The sequence below is a fragment of the Enemella evansiae genome, assembly GCF_002250705.1.
Classification (GTDB): domain Bacteria; phylum Actinomycetota; class Actinomycetes; order Propionibacteriales; family Propionibacteriaceae; genus Enemella; species Enemella evansiae.
Genome location: NZ_NMVP01000036.1, coordinates 15,068 through 34,154, shown reverse-complemented (window position 1 = coordinate 34,154; position 19,087 = coordinate 15,068). Strand labels below are relative to the sequence as shown.

The 19,087-nt window shown below is 68.8% G+C and carries 17 protein-coding genes; 8 read left to right on the top strand and 9 right to left on the bottom strand.

What is annotated here, in order from left to right; all coding sequences use genetic code 11:
• Positions 1 to 53 precede the first annotated feature (53 nt).
• From BI335_RS18240 to BI335_RS18210, 7 genes are read left to right on the top strand one after another with little or no spacing between them, the layout of a single operon-like run.
• Positions 54 to 1,340 (top strand): MFS transporter, encoded by a 1,287-nt coding sequence (locus tag BI335_RS18240; protein ID WP_172421952.1) that lies wholly within the window; start codon positions 54 to 56, stop codon positions 1,338 to 1,340.
• A gap of 34 nt (positions 1,341 to 1,374) precedes the next feature.
• The gene (locus BI335_RS18235; RefSeq protein WP_094432713.1) at positions 1,375 to 1,755 is read left to right on the top strand and encodes a Rieske (2Fe-2S) protein; all 381 of its coding nucleotides are present in this window, start codon (positions 1,375 to 1,377) and stop codon (positions 1,753 to 1,755) included.
• Positions 1,742 to 2,065 (top strand): hypothetical protein, encoded by a 324-nt coding sequence (locus tag BI335_RS18230; RefSeq protein WP_094405518.1) that lies wholly within the window; start codon positions 1,742 to 1,744, stop codon positions 2,063 to 2,065. Before BI335_RS18235 ends, BI335_RS18230 begins: the two co-directional genes overlap by 14 nt.
• Positions 2,066 to 2,082: 17 nt before the next feature.
• Positions 2,083 to 3,291 (top strand): amidohydrolase family protein, encoded by a 1,209-nt coding sequence (locus BI335_RS18225; RefSeq protein ID WP_094359542.1) that lies wholly within the window; start codon positions 2,083 to 2,085, stop codon positions 3,289 to 3,291.
• A 10-nt stretch (positions 3,292 to 3,301) separates the two neighbouring features.
• Positions 3,302 to 4,816 carry an aldehyde dehydrogenase family protein gene (locus BI335_RS18220; protein ID WP_094405519.1) on the top strand — a complete coding sequence of 505 codons (1,515 nt, stop codon included), beginning with the start codon at positions 3,302 to 3,304 and terminating at the stop codon, positions 4,814 to 4,816.
• 48 nt (positions 4,817 to 4,864) lie between these two features.
• The gene (locus tag BI335_RS18215) at positions 4,865 to 5,560 is read left to right on the top strand and encodes a 4-carboxy-4-hydroxy-2-oxoadipate aldolase/oxaloacetate decarboxylase (protein ID WP_094405520.1); all 696 of its coding nucleotides are present in this window, start codon (positions 4,865 to 4,867) and stop codon (positions 5,558 to 5,560) included.
• The gene (locus tag BI335_RS18210) at positions 5,557 to 6,642 is read left to right on the top strand and encodes a 4-oxalomesaconate tautomerase (RefSeq protein ID WP_094405521.1); all 1,086 of its coding nucleotides are present in this window, start codon (positions 5,557 to 5,559) and stop codon (positions 6,640 to 6,642) included. The genes BI335_RS18215 and BI335_RS18210 overlap by 4 nt, the downstream gene beginning before the upstream one ends.
• A 72-nt stretch (positions 6,643 to 6,714) precedes the next feature.
• On the opposite strand, the gene BI335_RS18205 is transcribed toward BI335_RS18210, so the two are convergent.
• From BI335_RS18205 to ligA, 3 genes are read right to left on the bottom strand one after another with little or no spacing between them, the layout of a single operon-like run.
• Positions 6,715 to 7,590 (bottom strand): amidohydrolase family protein, encoded by an 876-nt coding sequence (locus BI335_RS18205; protein ID WP_208109297.1) that lies wholly within the window; start codon positions 7,588 to 7,590, stop codon positions 6,715 to 6,717.
• Positions 7,587 to 8,426 carry a class III extradiol dioxygenase subunit beta gene (locus BI335_RS18200; protein WP_094405522.1) on the bottom strand — a complete coding sequence of 280 codons (840 nt, stop codon included), beginning with the start codon at positions 8,424 to 8,426 and terminating at the stop codon, positions 7,587 to 7,589. The genes BI335_RS18205 and BI335_RS18200 overlap by 4 nt, the downstream gene beginning before the upstream one ends.
• Positions 8,426 to 8,962 carry a protocatechuate 4,5-dioxygenase subunit alpha gene (ligA, locus tag BI335_RS18195; RefSeq protein ID WP_094404044.1) on the bottom strand — a complete coding sequence of 179 codons (537 nt, stop codon included), beginning with the start codon at positions 8,960 to 8,962 and terminating at the stop codon, positions 8,426 to 8,428. The genes BI335_RS18200 and ligA overlap by 1 nt, the downstream gene beginning before the upstream one ends.
• Before the next feature lie 120 nt (positions 8,963 to 9,082).
• Between ligA and BI335_RS18190 the strand changes: the two genes are divergently transcribed.
• Positions 9,083 to 10,033: a Gfo/Idh/MocA family oxidoreductase gene (locus tag BI335_RS18190; protein ID WP_094405523.1), complete on the top strand. Its 951-nt coding sequence runs from the start codon at positions 9,083 to 9,085 to the stop codon at positions 10,031 to 10,033.
• Between the two features lie 167 nt (positions 10,034 to 10,200).
• On the opposite strand, the gene BI335_RS18185 is transcribed toward BI335_RS18190, so the two are convergent.
• From BI335_RS18185 to BI335_RS18160, 6 genes are read right to left on the bottom strand one after another with little or no spacing between them, the layout of a single operon-like run.
• Positions 10,201 to 12,156: a M13 family metallopeptidase gene (locus BI335_RS18185; RefSeq protein WP_229117846.1), complete on the bottom strand. Its 1,956-nt coding sequence runs from the start codon at positions 12,154 to 12,156 to the stop codon at positions 10,201 to 10,203.
• A gap of 47 nt (positions 12,157 to 12,203) precedes the next feature.
• Positions 12,204 to 13,706: a hypothetical protein gene (locus BI335_RS21635; RefSeq protein WP_094405524.1), complete on the bottom strand. Its 1,503-nt coding sequence runs from the start codon at positions 13,704 to 13,706 to the stop codon at positions 12,204 to 12,206.
• Positions 13,707 to 13,756: 50 nt separating this feature from the next.
• Entirely contained in the window at positions 13,757 to 14,881 is a 1,125-nt protein-coding gene (locus BI335_RS18175; protein WP_094405525.1) for a hypothetical protein, read from the bottom strand.
• Positions 14,882 to 14,927: 46 nt separating this feature from the next.
• Positions 14,928 to 15,854, bottom strand: coding sequence for an EamA family transporter RarD (gene rarD / locus BI335_RS18170; RefSeq protein ID WP_094405526.1), 927 nt, complete (start codon positions 15,852 to 15,854; stop codon positions 14,928 to 14,930).
• On the bottom strand, positions 15,855 to 16,928 hold the full coding sequence (locus BI335_RS18165; RefSeq protein WP_094359562.1) for a 2-oxoacid:ferredoxin oxidoreductase subunit beta: 1,074 nt from the start codon (positions 16,926 to 16,928) through the stop codon (positions 15,855 to 15,857).
• Complete coding sequence (locus BI335_RS18160; protein ID WP_407644079.1) at positions 16,925 to 18,979, bottom strand: 2-oxoacid:acceptor oxidoreductase subunit alpha; 2,055 nt, start codon at positions 18,977 to 18,979, stop codon at positions 16,925 to 16,927. Before BI335_RS18160 ends, BI335_RS18165 begins: the two co-directional genes overlap by 4 nt.
• Between the last annotated feature and the right edge of the window lie 108 nt (positions 18,980 to 19,087).

The following is a 19,087-nucleotide window of genomic DNA, read 5'->3' as shown; positions in this document are numbered from 1 at the left end:
CCTTTTCAGGTGCTCAACGGAGAGGCGCAATGATGGCGGATCAGGTGCAATCGATGGAGTCGGTGCCCACACCGACAGCGCGCGAACGTGCGCGGGTGCTGGGTGCGAGCTTCATCGGTACCACGATCGAGTGGTACGACTTCTTTCTCTACGGGTCCGCGACGGCACTGGTCTTCGCACCCCAGTTCTTCCCGTCGAACGACCCGCTGGCCGGCACGCTCGCCGCCTTCGGAGCGTTCGCGGTCGGCTTCGTGGCCCGCCCGGTGGGTGGCATCGTGATGGGCTACTTCGGTGACCGGGTCGGTCGCAAATCCATGCTGCTGCTCTCGATGATCATGATGGGTGCGGCCACCATGTTGATCGGCCTGCTGCCCAACTATGCGGCGATCGGTGCCCTGGCGCCGATCCTGCTGGTCACCCTGCGGTTCGTCCAGGGCCTCGGTGTCGGTGGCGAATGGGGTGGGGCCGCGCTGATGGCGGTCGAGTACTCACCGCCCAAGCGGCGCGCGCTCTACGGCGCGATCCCGCAGACCGGCGTACCCGCGGGGATCATCCTGGCCAACCTGATCTTCATCGGGATCAGTGCCGCGCTGGCACCCGAGGCCTTCGCGGCCTGGGGCTGGCGGATCCCCTTCCTGGTCAGCGGTGTGCTGATCCTGGTCGGGCTCTACCTGCGCTTCAAGGTGTCGGAGACGCCGTCCTTCCGGGAGGCCGAGGACGAGGGCGAGATCTCGCACAACCCGCTGCTGGACCTGCTCCGCAACCACACCCCGGCGGTCCTGCTCGGTGCGCTGATCTCCCTCGCCGCACCGGTGATCGGCTATCTGAGCGCGGTCTTCATGCTCTCCTACGGCACCCGGACGCTGCAGATCCCCTCGCGGACCATGCTGTGGATCGTGGTCGGGGTCGCAGTGGTGCAACTGATCGCAACCCCGTTGTGCGCGGTGATCGCCGACCGGATGGGCCACAAGCGGTCCTTCATCCTCGGTGCGGTGCTGGTCATCCTGTGGGCCGTGCCGATGTTCAAGCTGGTCGACACCGGCCGGCCCGGACTGATCCTGCTCGCCCTCGGCGTGGCGATGTTCGTGCAGGCGTTCATGACCGGTCCCCAGGGTGCCGTGCTGGCCGGGGTGTTCCCGACCAAGGTCCGCTACAGCGGCGCCTCGCTGTCCTACCAGATCGCCGCGGTCTTCGGCGGCGGTATCGCACCGCTGGTCGCCACGGCGCTGCTGGGTTCCTTCGGATCCACCTTCTACATCTCGCTCTACGTGGCCGGGCTGGCGGTGATCAGCCTGATCGCAGTGCTGGCCCTGCGCTTCGGATCCCACGCGGATTCGTGACCGCCCCAAAACCTCAAGCAGTGAAGGAGTTCAGATGACCGCAATCTCGCCCAACCGCCTCAAGGTGGCGCAGAGTGACGAGCTGCCCGAGGGTGGCCGGATCGTCGTCGACATCGGCGCCACCACCATCGGCGTGTTCCGCACCAAGAACAAGTTGTACGCCTACCGCAACACCTGCCCGCACCAGGGCGGCCCGGTCTGCCAGGGCCTGCTCATCCCGCGGGTGGTGGAGAACCTGGACGACCAGAAACGCGCTGTGGGGATGAGTTACGACGAGGACCAGTTGCACATCGTCTGCCCCTGGCACGGCGCCGAATATGTGGTCGCCACCGGCGAGCACGTCTCGGTGCCGCGGATGAAGCTGTCCGCATTCCCCGTGCACGAAGAGAATGGTGAGATCTTTGTCGAAATCTGAGAACGCCGCAGAGGGCTCCCGCTTCGCCGGGATCGCCGATCAGCTGCGCGAATACGTCGACGGGGTGCTCGCCGGCGAACCGGATCTGCTGCGCGGGGAAGAGCTGCAGCAGGTGATCACCGATGTGATCAGGCTCTACGTGATCGCCTCCGACCTGAGTCAGGGTGCCGACGACTGGACCTTCGACGCCAATGAGGTGGCGCCGACCGATGTCGTCCGATTCGTGCACGCGCTGATGAAATCCCAGGACCTCAATCCCTTCGACCTCGCGCTGTGGTTCTCCCGGCTCGAGGCCGCCCAGCACTCGTGAGGAGCAGAGAGACACCCATGCTGAAGGAACCATCGAACACCGCGACCCACCGCGAGACCCAGCAGATCACGGTCTCCACCGACTCGCGTGAGATCTTGGCGAACGCCCGCAACGAGGCCGAGTTCTTCGGTCTGGACGACTACTTCATCGTCGACGTCGACTCCCACCACGTGGAGCTCGACTCCTGGTCGGAGATCATCGACTACATCGAGGATCCGGTGCTGCGCGATGTCGGCCGCCGACACATGCAGGACTGGCCGATGGGGGAGAGCGCGCTCAGCGGCTTCACCCCCGGCCTCACCTTCCAGGACGTCGGCGGGCGCATCCCGCACCAGGCCCAGCTCGGTGAGGAGGTCACCGAGACCGACGTGCACCGCGACGTCACCCTGATCCGCCGCGCCATGGACTCGATGTCCATCGACGTGCAGGTGGTCTTCCCCCAGCCGATGCTGGAGATCGGTCTGCACCCGAGCCCGGAGATCGCCGGGAATCTGATGCGGGCGTACAACAAGTGGTTCACCGAAACCGTGCTGGGCACGGACAACCGGATCAAGACGATGCTCGGTCTGCCCTTCGAGGACGCCGAGGAGTCGCTGCGCACGATCCGGCAATACCACGACCATCCCGATGTGATCGGCTTCCTGGTCACCAGCCAGCGGCACGTCGGTGTGCACAACAACAAGTACATGCCGGTCTATGCGGAGCTGGAGAAGCTGGGCATGCCGCTCGGCTTCCACGCCGGCCCCTCCTGGAACGACTCGATGACCAAGTCGATGAACCGCTTCCTCTCGGTGCACTCGATGTCCTTCGTCACCTGCAACATGACCCACCTGACCAACTGGATCGTGAACGCGCTGCCCGAGCGCTTCCCCGATCTCAAGGTGATCTGGATCGAGAGCGGGCTGGCCTGGCTGCCGTTCATGATGCAGCGGCTCGATCATGAGTACATCCTGCGGACCTCGGACGCGCCCGGGCTGAAGAAGCTGCCCAGCGAATACATGCGCGAGATGTACTACACCTCGCAGCCGCTGGAGGTCACCGATATGCGGCTGCTGCAGAGCACCTTCGAGGCGATCGATGCCGACAACACCCTGCTCTACTCCTCCGACTGGCCGCACTGGGACTTCGACGTGCCCGGCCGGATCATGACCCTGCCCTTCGTCTCCGACCAGGGCAAGCGCAACATTCTCGGCGAGACCGCTCGCAAGATTTTCAACCTGGACTGAGGAAACGATCATGACCGCTGAAACCAAGCCACAGACCGGGGCGGACATCACCACCCACGGCCTGCTGATCAACGGCGAGGACGTGCCGGCCCGCAGTGGCCGCACCGTCGCCGTCCTCTCGCCCTCCGGCGAGGAGGTCGCCCAGGTCGCCGCCGCCGGCGTCGAGGATGCCCGCGCTGCGGTGGATGCCGCCGCCGAGGCGTTCAAGACCTGGCGGGAGACCCCGCCGGTGGAGCGGCAGAAGGTGATGCTGCGGGCGGCCGAGCTGCTGCAGGAGCGGCAGGGCGAGTTCACCGAGCTGATGGCCCGCGAGGTCGGCGGGACGCCGGTGTGGACCGCGATCAACATCGCGCTGTCGGTGCAGATCCTGCAGCAGGCCGCGACCCTCGGTTCCGGCCCGATCGGTGAGTCCTACAACACCGGTGGTCCCGGGGTGGCCAGCTTCACCATCCGCGAACCCGCCGGCGTGGTGCTCGCCATCTCGCCGTGGAACGCGCCGATCGTGCTCGGCATCCGGGCGTTCGCGGTCGCCATCGCGCTCGGCAACACCGTGGTGCTGCGCCCGAGCGAGGAGTCACCGGTGACCGCCGGCCTGGCGCTGGCCAGGCTGATGGCCGATGCCGGGCTGCCCGCCGGGGTGCTGAACGTGATCACCAACGATCGCGCCGATGCGCCGGAGCTGATCGAATCGATGATCTCCGACGACCGGGTACGCCGGGTGAACTTCACCGGGTCGACCGCGGTCGGCCGCAAGATCGGTGAGGTGGCCGGGCGCAACCTCACCCCGGCGCTGCTCGAGCTCGGTGGCAAGAACCCGCTGCTGGTGCTCGACGACGCCGATCTGGACTACGCGGTGGATGCGGCGACCTTCAGCGGCTTCTACAACTCCGGTCAGATCTGCATGTGCTCCGATGTGGTGCTGGTGCCGAACTCCCTGGTCGATGAGTTCAGCGCCCGGCTGGCCCGCCGGGTCGGTGGGCTCGGCGTCGGTGATCCGACCCAGCCGACCACCGTCGTCGGTCCGCTGATCACCCGGGCGAGCGCCGAGCGGATCCGCGGTCTGGTCGACTCCGCGCTGGAGTCCGGCGCGGTGCTGGCGGCGGGGGAGCGTACCGATGTTCCCGCCGATGCCAGCGACGACGATGCGGTGGTCGTGGCACCGGTGGTGCTGCGCGATGTGCCGGTCGATTCCGAGCTGCGCACCGAGGAGTTCTTCGGGCCGCTGCTGGAGGTCCGCGGTTACGACACCATCGACGAGGCCGTGGAGATGATGAACGGCACCGGCTACGGCCTGTCCGCCGGCATCATCACCTCCAACATGGGCCGCGGCTGGGAGATCGCGCCGCGGATCCAGGCCGGCTCGGTGCATGTCGGCGACCAGACCGTCGCCGACCATGCCGCGGTGCCGTTCGGTGGCATGGGCAAGTCCGGGTTCGGCAAGTTCGGCGGCTTCCGCGAGGAGGAGTTCTTCACCGAGACCCGGTGGATCACCCTGCAGGCGGCGCACGCCCAGTACCCCCTCTGAGCCCGGCGGAGGAAACGACAACACAGGAAGAAGGCGGAGAATCAACCCATGGAGTCCATCGTCATCACCGACCCACCGCGTACCGACGCCGAACGCGCCGCCAGGTTGGGTGAGTTCGGCGTCGCCACGGTGCACGAGGCGCTCGGCCGGATCGGCAGCCTGGGGGCGGAGCATCGCCCCGTCTGGCCGGGGGCGCGGATCGGGGGCAATGTCGTCACCGCGCTCTGCTGGCCCGGCGACAACCTGATGATCCACGTCGCCGTGGAGCAGTGCCGGGCCGGTGACGTGCTCGTGGTCGGGCTCGCCTCGCCGAACCTGGGCGGGCTGTTCGGTGAGCTCTTCGCGACCCAGCTGCAGCAGCGCGGGGTACGCGGGGTGGTGCTGGACTGCGGCGCCCGCGATTCCAGCGAGCTCAAGGAGATGGGCTTCCCGGTGTGGTCGCGGGCGATCAACGCCCAGGGCAGCGTCAAGGCGACCCCGGGTGCGGTCAACGTCCCGGTGGTGCTCGGCGGTCAGCTGATCAGCCCCGGTGACGTGATCGTCGCCGACGACGATGGGGTGATGGTGGTCCAGCGGGCCGATGTCGATCGGGCCCTGGAACTCTCCCAGGCCCGGATCGACAAGGAGGCCCGGGCCCGGGAGGCCTTCCGCTCCGGGGTCATCGGCCTGGACCACTACGGCTGGCGGGACCGGGTCGCCGAGCTCGGGATCCGCTACGTCACCTCCGCCGAGGCCGGCCGATGACCGCGGGGACCCGCTGCATGCTGATGCGTGGCGGGACCTCGCGGGGGGCGTACTTCCTCGCCGAAGACGTGCCCACCGACCCCGCGGAGCGGGACGAGTTCCTGCTCCGGGTGATGGGTACGCCCGACCCGCGGCAGATCGACGGGTTGGGTGGCGCCACCACGGTGACCAGCAAGGTGGCGATCGTCTCGCCGTCGAGGCAGGACGACGTCGATGTGGACTACCACTTCTTCCAGGTCGGGGTGGCCGAGCCGACGATCAGCGACCGGCAGAACTGCGGCAACATCCTGGCCGGGGTCGGCCCGTTCGCGGTCGAGCGCGGCCTGGTGAGCGCGGGCGCCGAGCGCACCGAGGTGCGGATCCGGATGGTCAACACCGGTGGCCTGGTGACCGCCGAGTTCGCCACCCCCGGTGGCCGGGTCGACTATGACGGGGACACCACGCTCGCCGGGGTGCCGCAGAGCGCCGCGCCGATCACGCTGCGGTTCGCCGACCTCGAGGGCTCGGTGACCGGTGCGCTGCTGCCCACCGGGCAGCTCCGCGACGAGATCGACGGGCTGACGGTGACGCTGATCGACAACGGCATGCCCGCGGTGATCGTGGCGGCCGACGAACTGGGGCTGACCGGGCACGAGAGCCACGCCGAACTGGCGGCCGACGAGGCCCTGTTGAACCGGATCGATTCCCTGCGGATCAAGGCCGGGGAACTGATGGGCATGGGGGACGTGACCGCGCTCAGCGTGCCGAAGACCGCCATCGTGGCCCCGCCCGCCGGGGACGGGATGATCAGCGTGCGCTCCTTCATCCCCCGGCAGCCGCACCAGGCCATCGGGGTCTTCGGCGCGATCAGCGTCGTCACCGGGGTGCTGCTGGACGGTGCCGTCGGGCACGAGCTCGCGGCGGCCATGCCGAGCGGTGGTGGGTTGATCGCGGTGGAGCATCCCAGCGGGGTGCTGCAGGTCGACGTGCGCGTCGACGACAGCGCGGACACCCCGCGGGTGCTCAGTGGCGGTGCGGTGTCGACCGCCCGCAAGATCTTCGACGGCACCGTCTTCCCGGGCCCCGGTCAGCGCCTGCCCTGATCGAATCCGAACAGCAGAAGGAAAAACCGCCGGTGGCCCTCGGGCCACCGGCGGTTTCTGTGTCGGGATCGCTCAGCTGAGCGGATAGAGGGTACGCGGGTTGTCGACCAGCACCCGCTGCCGATCGGCCTCGCCGGGCAGCAGATCGGCGAGCAGGTCGACCAGGTCGCCGTCGTCGGGCATCGAGCGGACGTTCGGGTGCGGCCAGTCGGTGCCCCACAGCACCCGATCCGGTGCCGCCTCGACCAGGGCGCGGGCGAACGGGACGACATCGTCATAGGGCGGCGTACCGTCGACGGTGAGCCGTTCCGCGCCGGAGATCTTCACCCAGGAACGCTCGTCGGCCATCAGCTCCAGCAGGGCGGCGAAGGCCGGCTGGTCGACACCCGCCGCGGTGTCCACCCGGCCCATGTGATCGATGATCCACGGGCAGGGCAGACCGCGCAGCAGGTCGAGATTGTCGGCGATGTCCTTGGCATCGAAGTGCAGCACCAGATGCCAGCCGAGCGGCACGACCTTCTCGACCACGGTGCGGAAAGCGTCCAGATCGGGGCGCCCGCCGAGATGGGCGACGAAGTTGAACCGGGTCGAGCGCACCCCGGCCTCGTGCAGCTCCTCCAGTTCGGCGCGGGTGACCTCGGGGGAGACCATCGCGACCCCGGCGTAGCGGCCCTCACCGCGGCGCAGCGCGTCCAGCAGGGCGGCATTGTCGGTGCCGTGGCAGCTCGCCTGGACGATCACACCGTTGGTGAGGCCCATCCGGTCGTGCAGTCCGACCAACCGCTCGTAGGGTGCGTCCGGCGGGGTGTAGGCCCGCTCCGGGGCGTAGGGGAAGACATCCCCGGGCCCGAACACGTGGCAGTGCGCGTCGGTGGCGCCGGCCGGCAGCTGCAGCCGCGTCGGCGGGTGCGGATCGGCGACCGGCGCCGCAATCGTCTTCGTGGTCACGCGTTCTCCAGGATCAGCAGGCCGTTGCTGGTGTTCGAGGTCGGCACGTGCAGGTTGCGATAGATCTCGGTGACCTCGGGGTTCATCGCACCGCGCATGATCATCCACATCACCATCTCGATGCCCTCCGAGCCGGCCTCGCGGATGAGCTCGGTGTGGCTGATGGTGGCCAGCTCGTCGGGTTCGGCGATCATCCGGTTCATGAACTCGGTGTCGAAGTTGGAGTTGATCAGCCCGACCCGCTCACCCTGCAACTGGTGCGACATGCCACCGGTGCCGAAGATCGCGATCCGCTCCGGTCCCTCCCAGGCGTCGAGCGCCCGGCGGATCGCGCGGCCGAGTTCGAGGCAGCGGTGCGCGGTGGGCGGCGGGTACTGGATCACGTTCACACAGAGCGGGATGACCTTGGTCGGCCACGCCTGCGGCTGCCCGAACATCACCGAGAGCGGCACGGTGAGCCCGTGGTCGACCTCCATCTTGTTCGCCAGAGTCATGTCGAACTCGTCCAGGATCAGCGATTCCGCCAGGTGCCAGGCCAGATCCGGGGCGCCCTCGACGACCGGGACCCGGCGCGGGCCGTAACCCTCGTCGGCGGGCTGGAAGCTCTCACCGACACCGAGCGCGAAGGTCGGGATGAGGTTCAGATCCAGCGCGGTGGCGTGGTCGTTGTAGACGACGATGCAGACATCGGGCGCGGTCTGGGCCATCCACTCCCGCGCGGGGGGAAGCTTCTCGAAGAACGGGGCCCAGTAGGACTCCTCGGTCTTGCCGTTGTCCATCGCGGCACCGACCGCGGGCACGTGGGAGCAGCCGATGCCGCCGACCAGTTCAGCCATCAGGCGCGTCCTTCCTTGTTGGTGCTGGTGTATTCGTCGAGCCCGGTGGGGCGTTCGGGATGCGGGCGGGCCGCCCACTCCGCGCGGGTGCGGTTGCCCTCGATCGGCCGGCCGCCGTGCAGCATCATGGCGCGGAACTCGTCCACGGTGATGCCGGACATGTCGCCGCCGACGTGCTGCAGGGTGAGCCCGTCCAGGACGGCCAGTTTGTGGATGAAGTAGATGTTCCCGCCCAGCCGCAGCATCGCGAGGTAGTCGCGGTCGCGGACCGCCTGGCGCTGCTCGGGGGAGAGCTGGAAGCGCTCCATGTACGCCTCGGAGTCCGCGGTGAAGGCGTCCCGGTTGGCCTGATGGTTCAATGACATCGCCATCATGTTCAACGGATAACCCGCGCGGCTGCGCCGTCCGTTGAAGACATAGGTGCCGGGGATGTCCTCGTAGTCGGGGACATGGTCCGGGCTGCTCCGATCGCCCGCCGGTGCGGGGCGCTGTTCGGGCTCGGCGTGTTCGGTTCGTGTTTCCTCAGGTGGCGTCATGCCTGTGTTCCTCCCGCCTGCGCAGGTCTCCCGTGACCGCGTCTCACTACCCACTCTAGGCAGTGGCAACATTATTGTCTACAGTTTGGTCCACAGGATTCGTGCGACGAGGAGGTAGCAATGCGGATCGGTCTGGCCGGTGAGGGAGTGATCGGTGCCAAGCACCTGGCGGCCCTGGCGCAGGTGCCGGAGGCGGAGGTCGTCTATCTGGCGGCCGGTGACCGGGAACGCGGTGCGCAGCTGGCCGCCGAGCACGGGGTCGCCGAGGTCGGTGATCTCGACGGTTGCCTGGCCCGTGAGGACATCGAGGCGGTGATCCTGGCCACGCCCACCCCGATGCACGCCGAGCATGCGGTCGCCGCCCTGGAGGCCGGGAAGCACGTGCTGGTGGAGATCCCGATCGCCGACAACCTGGCCGACGCCGAACGGATCGTGGCCACCGCGGACCGGGTCGGCCGGACCGCGATGGGTGCCCACACCCGCCGTTTCAATCCCGGTCAGGCGTGGGTGCACCAACAGATCGGCGACGGCCGGCTGCGGTTGCAGCACCTGCTGGTCGACACCCTGTTCCTGCGCCGTGACAACCGCAATGCCCGCGGCGAACTGCGCCCCTGGACCGACAGCCTGCTCTGGCACCACGCCTGCCACGGGGTGGATCAGTTCGTCTGGCAGAGCGGGGGCGCACCGGCCGAGGTGGCCGCGGTCGCCGGCCCGCTGTCGGAACAGCTGGGGATCCCGATGGACCTCAGCATCTCGCTGCGCGCCGAGTCCGGCGCCGTCGGCACCATCGCCCTGTCGTTCAACAACGACGGCCCCTTCGGGTCGAACTTCCGCTTCATCTGCGACAACGGCACCTATCTGGCCCGGTACGACGAACTCACCGATGGCTGGGGCAAGCCCGCCGGCCCGGAACCCGTCGAGACCGATCACGAGCGCGGCATCGAGAACCAGGACCGCGAGTTCGTCACCGCCATCCTCGAGGGGCGTACTCCCGAGGCCGCCGTTGCGGACCTGTTGCCCACCATGCGCGTGCTCGACCGGGTGGAGCAGCTGATCGACGCCGCCGACTGAAATCGGCAGATCGGGTCCGACGGGTCTTTCTCCATGCAACGTTGTGCGGGCATCATCTCGACACGCAAGCCATTGCTCCGCTTCGCTGCGCATGGCTTGCTACTCGATGAGCGTGGAAGCGGGGCCCTGCGCATGGCTTGCTACGCGATGAGCGTGGCGCCCAGCGATCACCAGATGGAGACGCGCGCCCCCGGTTCGAGCCAGAGCTCGTCGGATTCGGTGACGTCGAAGGCCCGGTGGAAGGCGTCGACGTTGCGGACGATCTGGTTGCACCGGAACTCGTTCGGTGAGTGCGGGTCGGTCGCCAGGCGCTGCTTGACCATCTCGGGGCGGAACTTGGCCTGCCAGACCGCGGCCCAGGACAGGAACAGTCGCTGCTCACCGGTGAACCCGTCGAGCTCGGCATCCTCCTTGCCCTGCTGGGAAAGCCGCCATGCCTTCAGCGCGATCGACAGCCCGCCGAGGTCACCGATGTTCTCCCCGATCGTCAGCTCACCGTTCACGGTGCGGCCATCGGCACCCTCGGGGGAGAGCGCGTCGTACTGCTCGATCAGCGACTTCGTCCGCGCGCTGAACGCCTCCCGGTCCGCGTCGGTCCACCAGTTGCGCAACCGGCCGTCACCGTCGCAGGTGGAGCCCTGGTCGTCGAAACCGTGCCCGATCTCGTGGCCGATCACCGCCCCGATCCCGCCGTAGTTGACCGCATCGTCGGCGTCGGCGTTGAAGAACGGCGGCTGCAGGATCGCGGCGGGGAAGACGATCTCGTTGCGCAGCGGGTGGTAGTAGGCGTTCACCGTCTGCGGGGTCATGAACCACTCGTCGCGGTCCACCGGCTCGGAGACCTTCTTGACGGCCCGATCCAGCTCGAACCGGTTGGCGGCGATCACGTTGCCGACCAGATCCTCCCGGTCGATGGCCAGCGCGGAATAGTCCCGCCACTTCACCGGGAAGCCGATCTTCGGGGTGAACCGGGACAGCTTCTTCAGCGCCTCGGCCCGGGTCTCCTCACCCATCCAGTCCAGCTCGCTGATCGACTGCCGGTACGCCTCCAGCAGATTCGCGACCAGGTCGTCCATCCGATCCTTGGCCTTCGACGAGAAATGCCGATCCACATAGATCTTTCCGACGGCCTCCCCGAGCGCACCCTCGACCAGGGAGACGCCACGCTTCCACCGCTCCCGGTTGGTCGGCGTACCCGACAGCGTGGTGCCGTAGAAGTCGAACCGCTCGGCCACGAACTCCTCGCTCAGATAGGGCGAGAACGACGACAGCAGCGCGAACCGGGCCCAGTCCCGCCACTGCGGCAGCCGCTGCTCGGTGACCAGATCGGCCAGCTCGGTGAAGAAGGACGGCTGGGCGTCCACCACCTGGTTCATCGCCTCGACCGGAATCCCTGCCCCGGCAAGGAAATCCGACCAGTCGATCGGGGCCGCGGCGGTCGCGAAGTCGGACCAGTCCTTGAGGTTGTACATCTGCACGATGTCGCGGGTGCGGACCTTGTCCCAGTGCCGGGCGGCGATCTCGGTCTCCAGCGCCAGCACCCGATCGGCGGCGCTCTCGGCGTCCCCGAAGCCGGCCAGGGCGAGCGTCCGGGCGATGTGCGCGCGGTAGGCGTCGCGGATGTCGGCGTACTGCTCCTCGCGGTAGTAGGCCTCATCGGGCAGGCCGAGGCCCGACTGCCCGACGAACATCAGCACCCGATCCGGGTCACCCGGATCCGAATCGGCGTCCAGCCCGATCACCGTGCGCGCACCCAGCCCGGCCAGGGTGCCCCACAGGCGTACCACCGCCTGCGGTGAATCGACCTCATCGATCGCGGCCAGCTGCTCGCGCAGCGGATCGAGACCGAGCTGCTCGATCCGCTCGGTGTCCATGAAGGAGGCGTAGAGGTCGGCGATCCGGGCCGCGTCGGTACCCGGCTCATCGGCGTCCAGGCCGGTGATGATGTCGCGGACCGCCTTCTCGGCGTCATCGCGCAGGGTGATGAACGCGCCCGCGCCCGGCTTGTCCGGGTCGATCTCGGCGGTCTGCAGCCAGTGCCCGTTGACGTGCCGGAACAGGTCGTCGGCGGGGCGGACGGTGCGGTCGAAGGTGGTGAAGTCGATGGCAGGTACGGTGCTCACCTCGCCCAGCCTAGCCAGCGCCGCCAGCCCCGGCTCGGGGTGAGGGATCAGTTCACGAACCGCGCGGTGACCTCGCTGCCGGTCATCGGCGCGACGGCCCGGGTCGGGAAGGTCATCTCCTGACCGGTGACCGTGCCCGGTCGGCCGTCGGTGAGCACGGTGACGGTCAGCCTGGCCTTCACCGTCAGCCGCAGTTCGGCGGTGGTGTCGTCGTTGATGCTCAGCTTGGGCACCTGGTTGACCAGCGGATCCTCCATCAGCTCCCAGCGGACGGTGTTGTTGTCCGGGCGCTGGTTCGGCTCCAGCTTCACCAGCTGCGGGCAGTTCTGCGGGTTCACCTCCTTGGCGGCCATGCACCCGTCCAGGGCGCCGCGGGTCGCATCCAGCATCGCCTTCCGGCCGGCGTCGGTCAGCGTCACCGCGGGGGCGAGGCGGGGGAAGGAGGTCGGCCCGGACACCGTGAACTGCGGGTCGGTGAAGGTGATGTTCGCCATCCCGGTGGACATCTCGTACGCCCCGGGGAACGCCTCCACCTCGTTGGTCTCCAGCTTGACCCCGTTGAACAGCACCGGGATCGACCTGGGTCGGGTCACCTGGACCGTGGTCGTCCCGCGCTCCACCTTGTAGCTGCCATCCGGCTGCTTCGCGGGCACGAAGCGGCCGCGTACCTCGGATTCGCCGAGCCGGTAGGTCAGCTCCACCTCGGTCGGGGTCTCCTGGGTGACCCGGATCTGGCTGATCGGTGCCCGCTGCCGCGCCTCGCGCAGCACCGCGTCGGTGAGCAGGGTGCGGTCCTTGGGCTGTTGCTGCTGCAGGGACAGGGCGCGGGCCGAGTCACCGGCACCGACGGCCTCCAGGAACCGGACCGCCCCATCGGAGGGCCGCGGATCCTGCTCACCGGCGGCCCCGCCGGCGGGTCGGCCGAACAGCATCGCGACGATCACCACGAGCGCGACCAGGGCGGTCGCACCACCGGCGAGCAGCGCCACCCGGACCGGTTTCTGGGTCTTCGCGGGCGCTGCCACCGGGGGCTCCGGTGCCGAGGCGCCCGGTGGGCGGGGGGCGAAGGCGGACACCGGCTCGACGAACGGCGGCTGGCCGGGCTGGCCGGGATACTGCGGTTGGCCGGGATACGGGGGCTGGCCCGGATACTGCGGTTGGCCCGGATACTGCGGGGGCTGGTACGGCGCCTCCGGCGGTGGTGCGGGGCGGTCACCCGGCGCCGGATAGTGCTGCTGCAACCAGGCGACACTGCCGGGCGGGGGCCCGGAAGGCTGGGGCGGCTGGGGCTGCGGCGGGGGTGGCTGGGGCGCGCCGGACTGCGGGGCGCCGAACTGCGGCGGCCAGGCGGTGGTCGGCTCACCCGGCGGCTGGGCGTGCTCGTAGGGGGTGTGGGGGGCGGGTTCGACCGGTCCCGGGGCCGGGCCCGGATCGGCGGGATGGCGCCAGGACTGGTCGTCGGGACGGAGCACGGTGCGGGGCTGTTCCGGCCACACCCGGTCGCCCTGCTGCCGGGCGTACCAATCGGTTCCGTTGGGGTCCTGACTCACCGCACTCCTTCCGGGGTTCGGCTAGAAGGATAGCTCCGGAAGGTTCCTGTTCACTCCCAGACGAAATCCGGACCGGCGCTGAGCAGGTCCATCGCGTACCGACTGCGGACGTCGAACTCCTCGGTGTCGGACTGGTAGCTGCCGTTGATCCGGGAACTGCTGCTCATCCGCAGCCGCAGCTGGACCTCGCCCCGGGCGATCGCATCGGTGCTACCGGGTTTGCCGACGCTGATCTGCTGGCTGAGCAGCTGGTAGGAGACCGAACCAGGTCTGACCGGTTGATCCGCGCGCGCCTTCCGCGCCCACGGGCAGCCGGCCGGGGCCAGCTCGCTGCTGGCGACGCAGCCCTTGATCCGCTCGCTGACCTGCTGTTTCGCGGCGCCGGCGTACGCCGCAGTGGGCGCGGTCGCCGCGTCGACCGCCGGTGGGTCGGTCAGCCCGGTCACGGTGACCTGCGGGGTGGTGAAATCCAGCCACTTCGACCCGGTGCTCAGTGTGTGCGTACCGGGGAAGACATCCACCAGATAGCTGTAGCTGTTGGAGTCCAGCTTCCGTCCGTCGAGCAGCACCGGCACCATCTGCGGCGTCGGTGCCACCCGCAGCTGCACCGAACCGCGGCGCAGCTGCCACTGCCGCTGCGGGTTCTGGAACATCGGGAAGGTGCCGCGGACATCCTTGCCGGCCAGCTTGTAACCGAGCACCACATCGGTCCCGGCGGGATCGCCGGAGCCGGCATCGATGACGGTGATGTCGCTGATCTGGGGGCGGTTCTGCTGCAGATGATCCTTGCTGACCAGCGGGCCGCTGCCCTTGACGAAACTCAGGGCGAGCGCGCGATCGGCGTCCCCGGCGGCCAGCGCCTGCAGATAGGCGGTCGCCTGGTCGGCGGGTCCCGCCTGGCTGGTCGAGGCGGCGGGCGCGAGCAGGGTGCGGACGCCGAAGGCGGTTCCGATCAGCAGAGCCAGGGCGAGTACGCCGACAGCGGCCCACAACCCGGGCCGGCGACGACGCGCCCGGCCCGCGGTCGGATCGGGCTGCCAGAGCGGCTCCCCGGCGGACGGCGGTTCGGTGGACGGCGGTTCGGTGGGCGGTTCGGGGGCCGGACCGGCGGACCGCGACGGCCTGGGCTCCGGCTCATCGGGCTCCGGTCGCGCGAACGGGCTGCGCTCGGTCATCTGTCACTCCTGGCGCGGGAGGTGGGGGCCCCGCACCCGGTTCACCCTAACCGGCGGGGGTGCCGCCCAGCGAACTCGTTCGCCGGCGCCGGGCCCGCCACAGCGCGTGCCCGGTGATCAGCATCAGCGCCAGCCAGACCAGCATGAAACCGGCCCAGCGGGCGGGCGGCATCGGCTCACCGAAGACCGCGACGCCGAGGACGAACTGGATCGTCGGCGCCAGATACTGGGTGATGCCGAGCAGGCTGAGCGGGATCCGCTGGGCCGCGAACGCGAACGCGAGCAGCGGGACCGCGGTGACCACACCGCCGCCCATCAGCAACAGGTCCTGGCTCAGTGGCTGCTGCCCGAAGTGGCTCCCCCCGCGGGCGGCCAACCAGCCGAGGAAGAGCAGCGCCGGAAGGGTGGCGACCGCCGATTCATAGGTCAGCGAGACGATCGGTTCGACGGTGACCCGCTTCTTGATCACCCCGTAGATCCCGAAGCTGCCGGCCAGCAGCAGCGCCACCCAGGGCAGTCGGCCGTAGCCGATGGTGATCACCACCACCGCGATCGCCGCCAGCCCGATCGCCACCCACTGGATCGGCGCCAGCCGTTCCTGCAGCAACAGCACGCCGAACAGGATCGAGATCAGCGGATTGATGTAGTAGCCGAGCGCGGTCTCGGTGACCCGGTCATTGGTGACCGCCCAGATGTAGACACCCCAGTTGATGGTGACGAAACCGGCCGCGGCCGCCAGAGTGAGCAGGGTGCGTGGGCTGGCGAGTTGTCTGCGCCACCGCGTCCGGGCGAACAGCAGCACCAGCAGGACGCCGAAGGCCAGCGACCAGATGATCCGGTGCGCCAGCACCTCGAACGCACCGGCGCCGTCGATCAGCCGCCAGTAGAGCGGCACCAGCCCCCACAGCGCGTACGCCGTGAGGGCTGCGGTGACACCCGCCCGAGACCCGGTCTCGGGCGGCGTACTCGTCACTCAGTCGGCCAGCCAGGTGTCCGGGCCGTCGACGAGCTGCTGCAGCTGCGCGTCGTCCAACTCGGTGCCACCGCTGGCGATCTCGAGCTGCTGTCGGGCCAGGTCGTCATAGGACGGCCGCTCGACCTGGCGCAGGATGCCGATCGGGGAACGTTGCAGCACCCCGGCATCGGTGAGTCGGCTGAGTGCGAAGGCGTACGCCGGATCCGCGGCATGGGCGTCGTGGGTGATCACCCGATCCAGGCCGATCTCCGACACCTCGCCGACCGCGACCGAACCGTCCTCGTTGCGGTAGACGCCGAGATGCTGGTCGGCGCCGAAGAGCACCTTTTCCCCATGCTGCAAGGGAATGATCGCCTCGGCGGCGGAATCCTTGTCCTTGATCGCATCGAAGGCGCCGTCGTTGAAGATCGGGCAGTTCTGATAGATCTCCACGAACGAGGCGCCGCGATGCTCGGCCGCAGCCTTGAGCACCCCGGTGAGGTGCTTGCGGTCGGAATCGATGGTGCGCGCGACGAACGAGGCCTCCGCACCCAGCGCCAGCGAGAGCGCGTTGAACGGGGTGTCCACCGAACCCATCGGGGAGGACTTGGTGACCTTGCCCTGCTCCGAGGTGGGGGAGTACTGACCCTTGGTGAGGCCGTAGATCCTGTTGTTGAACAGCAGAATCGTGAAATTCACGTTGCGGCGCAGCGCGTGGATCAGGTGGTTGCCGCCGATGGACAGCGCATCACCGTCACCGGTCACCACCCACACCCCGAGGTCGTCGCGGGCGCTGGCCACCCCGGTGGCGATCGCCGGCGCGCGGCCGTGGATGGAGTGCATGCCATAGCTGTCGACGTAGTAGGGGAACCGCGAGGAGCAGCCGATACCGGAGATGATCACCGCGTTCTCACGCTTGATCCCCAGCTCCGGCATGAATCCCTGGAAGGCGGCCAGCACGGCGTAGTCGCCGCATCCGGGGCACCAACGGACCTCCTGGTCGGAGGTGAAGTCCTTGCGGTTCAGCGGTTCGACCGCCAGCGGTACGCCGGCCAGACCGTTGCGCTCGGGGCGGGTCGGGGTCTGGGTCATCGGTTGCTCATCTCCTTGTCGGAATCGCCACTGGACTCGGCATCATCGGTCTCCTTGCCGGGACCGGCCGGGACCGGGTCGGCCGAGTCCGGGACGTAACCCTCGTGCACGGGGTCGTCACCGTCGGCCATCGGTTCTTCGTTCAGCTCGTCGGGGCTGGCATGCGCACCGACCTCGTCCAGCAGGTCGGCGGCCAGCTCGGACAGCGAGATCGGCAGCCCGCGGACCCGGGAGTAGGACTGCACGTCGACCAGATACTTCGCGCGCAGCAGCATCGCCAGCTGGCCGAGGTTCATCTCCGGCACGATCACCTTGTCGTAGCCGCGCAGCACCTCGCCCAGGTTGGCGGGGAACGGGTTGAGATGGCGCAGGTGCGCCCGGGCGACCTTGCCGCCGGCCGCGCGCACCCGGCGTACCGCCGCCATGATCGGGCCGTAGCTGGAACCCCAGCCGAGCACCAGCACCTTCGCCTCGCCGCTGGGGTCGTCCACCACCAGGTCCGGTACGTCGCGGACGATGCCGTCCACCTTGGCCTGCCGGGCCCGCACCATCGCATCGTGGTTGTCGGGATCGTAGGAGACGTTGCCGGTGCCGGCGGCCTTTTCGATGCCGCCGATCCGGTGCTCCAGCCCCGGCGTACCCGGGATCGCCCACGGCCGGGCACCCTTCTCATCCCGCAGGTAGGGCAGGAATTCCTCACCCTGGTTGGGTTCGGTGGCGAAGGCCGGGTCGATCGCCGGGATCTCACCGATCTCCGGCAGCCGCCACGGCTCGGCGCCGTTGGCCAGATAACCGTCGGAGAGCACCACCACCGGGGTGCGGTAGGTGATCGCCCAGCGGACCGCCTCGATCGCGGTGTCGAAGCAGTCCGACGGCGACTGGGCCGCGATCACCGGGACCGGTGCCTCACCGTTGCGGCCGTAGAGCACCTGCAGCAGGTCGGCCTGCTCGGTCTTGGTCGGCATGCCGGTCGAGGGGCCGGCGCGCTGCACGTCGACCACCACCAGCGGCAGCTCGGTCATCACCCCCAGGCCGATCGTCTCGGCCTTCAGCGCGATACCCGGGCCGGAGGAGGAGGTGACGCCGAGCGCACCCGCGAAGGAGGCACCCAGCGCGGCACCGACGGCGGCGATCTCGTCCTCGGCCTGGAAGGTCAGCACGCCGTAGCGCTTCTGCTTGGTCAGCTCGTGCAGCACATCGGAGGCCGGAGTGATCGGGTAGGCGCCGAAGAACAGCTGCAGGCCGGACTTGTGCGCGCCGGTGATCAGCCCGAGGGCCATCGCCGAGTTGCCGGTCACCTGGCGGTAGCGGCCGGTCGGCATCTTGGCCGGGTGCACCTGGTAGGTGTGCGCGAACGTCTCGGTGGTCTCGCCGAACGCGTTGCCGGCCCGGAAGGCGGCGATGTTCGCGTCCCGGATCGCCGGCTTGTTCGCGAATTTGCTGCTCAGGAAGGAGATCGTGCCCTCGGGTTCGCGGTTGAACAACCAGCACAGCAGGCCGAGGGTGAACATGTTCTTGGAGCGCTGGGCGTCCTTGCGGGTCAGCCCGAACTCCTTCACCGCGGCCACCGTCATCCCGGACAGGTCGAGGGCGTGCACCTGGTAGTCGGCGAGCGAATCGTCCTCGATCGGATTGGACTCGTAACCGACCTTGCTCAGGTTGCGCTTGGTGAACTCGGCGGTGTCCAGGATCAGCACCCCGCCCTTGTCCACATCGCGCAGGTTGGCCTTCAGTGCGGCCGGGTTCATCGCGACCAGCACATCGGGTTTATCACCGGGGGTCATGATGTCGTAGTCGGCGAAGTGCAGCTGGAAGCTGGACACGCCGGGCAGCGTGCCCTGCGGTGCCCGGATCTCCGCCGGGAAGTTGGGCAGCGTCGAGATGTCGTTGCCCAGCAGGGCTGAGTCGGCAGTGAACCGGTCACCGGTCAACTGCATCCCGTCGCCGGAGTCGCCGGCGAACCGGATCACGACGCGGTCGAGACTCTTCACATCAGGCACGAAACAGCAGCCTTTCTGGGTCGGGGCCACCTGGGTGCCGGTCGGGTCGATTCGGATCGACCGGCGCAATGGGCGTACCGTCCGACGATACCTCGCCCGGTGAGGGCGTCCTTACCGTCCCGTAGTGCGGCCAGGGGGTGAGAGCGTGGTAGCGGGCTC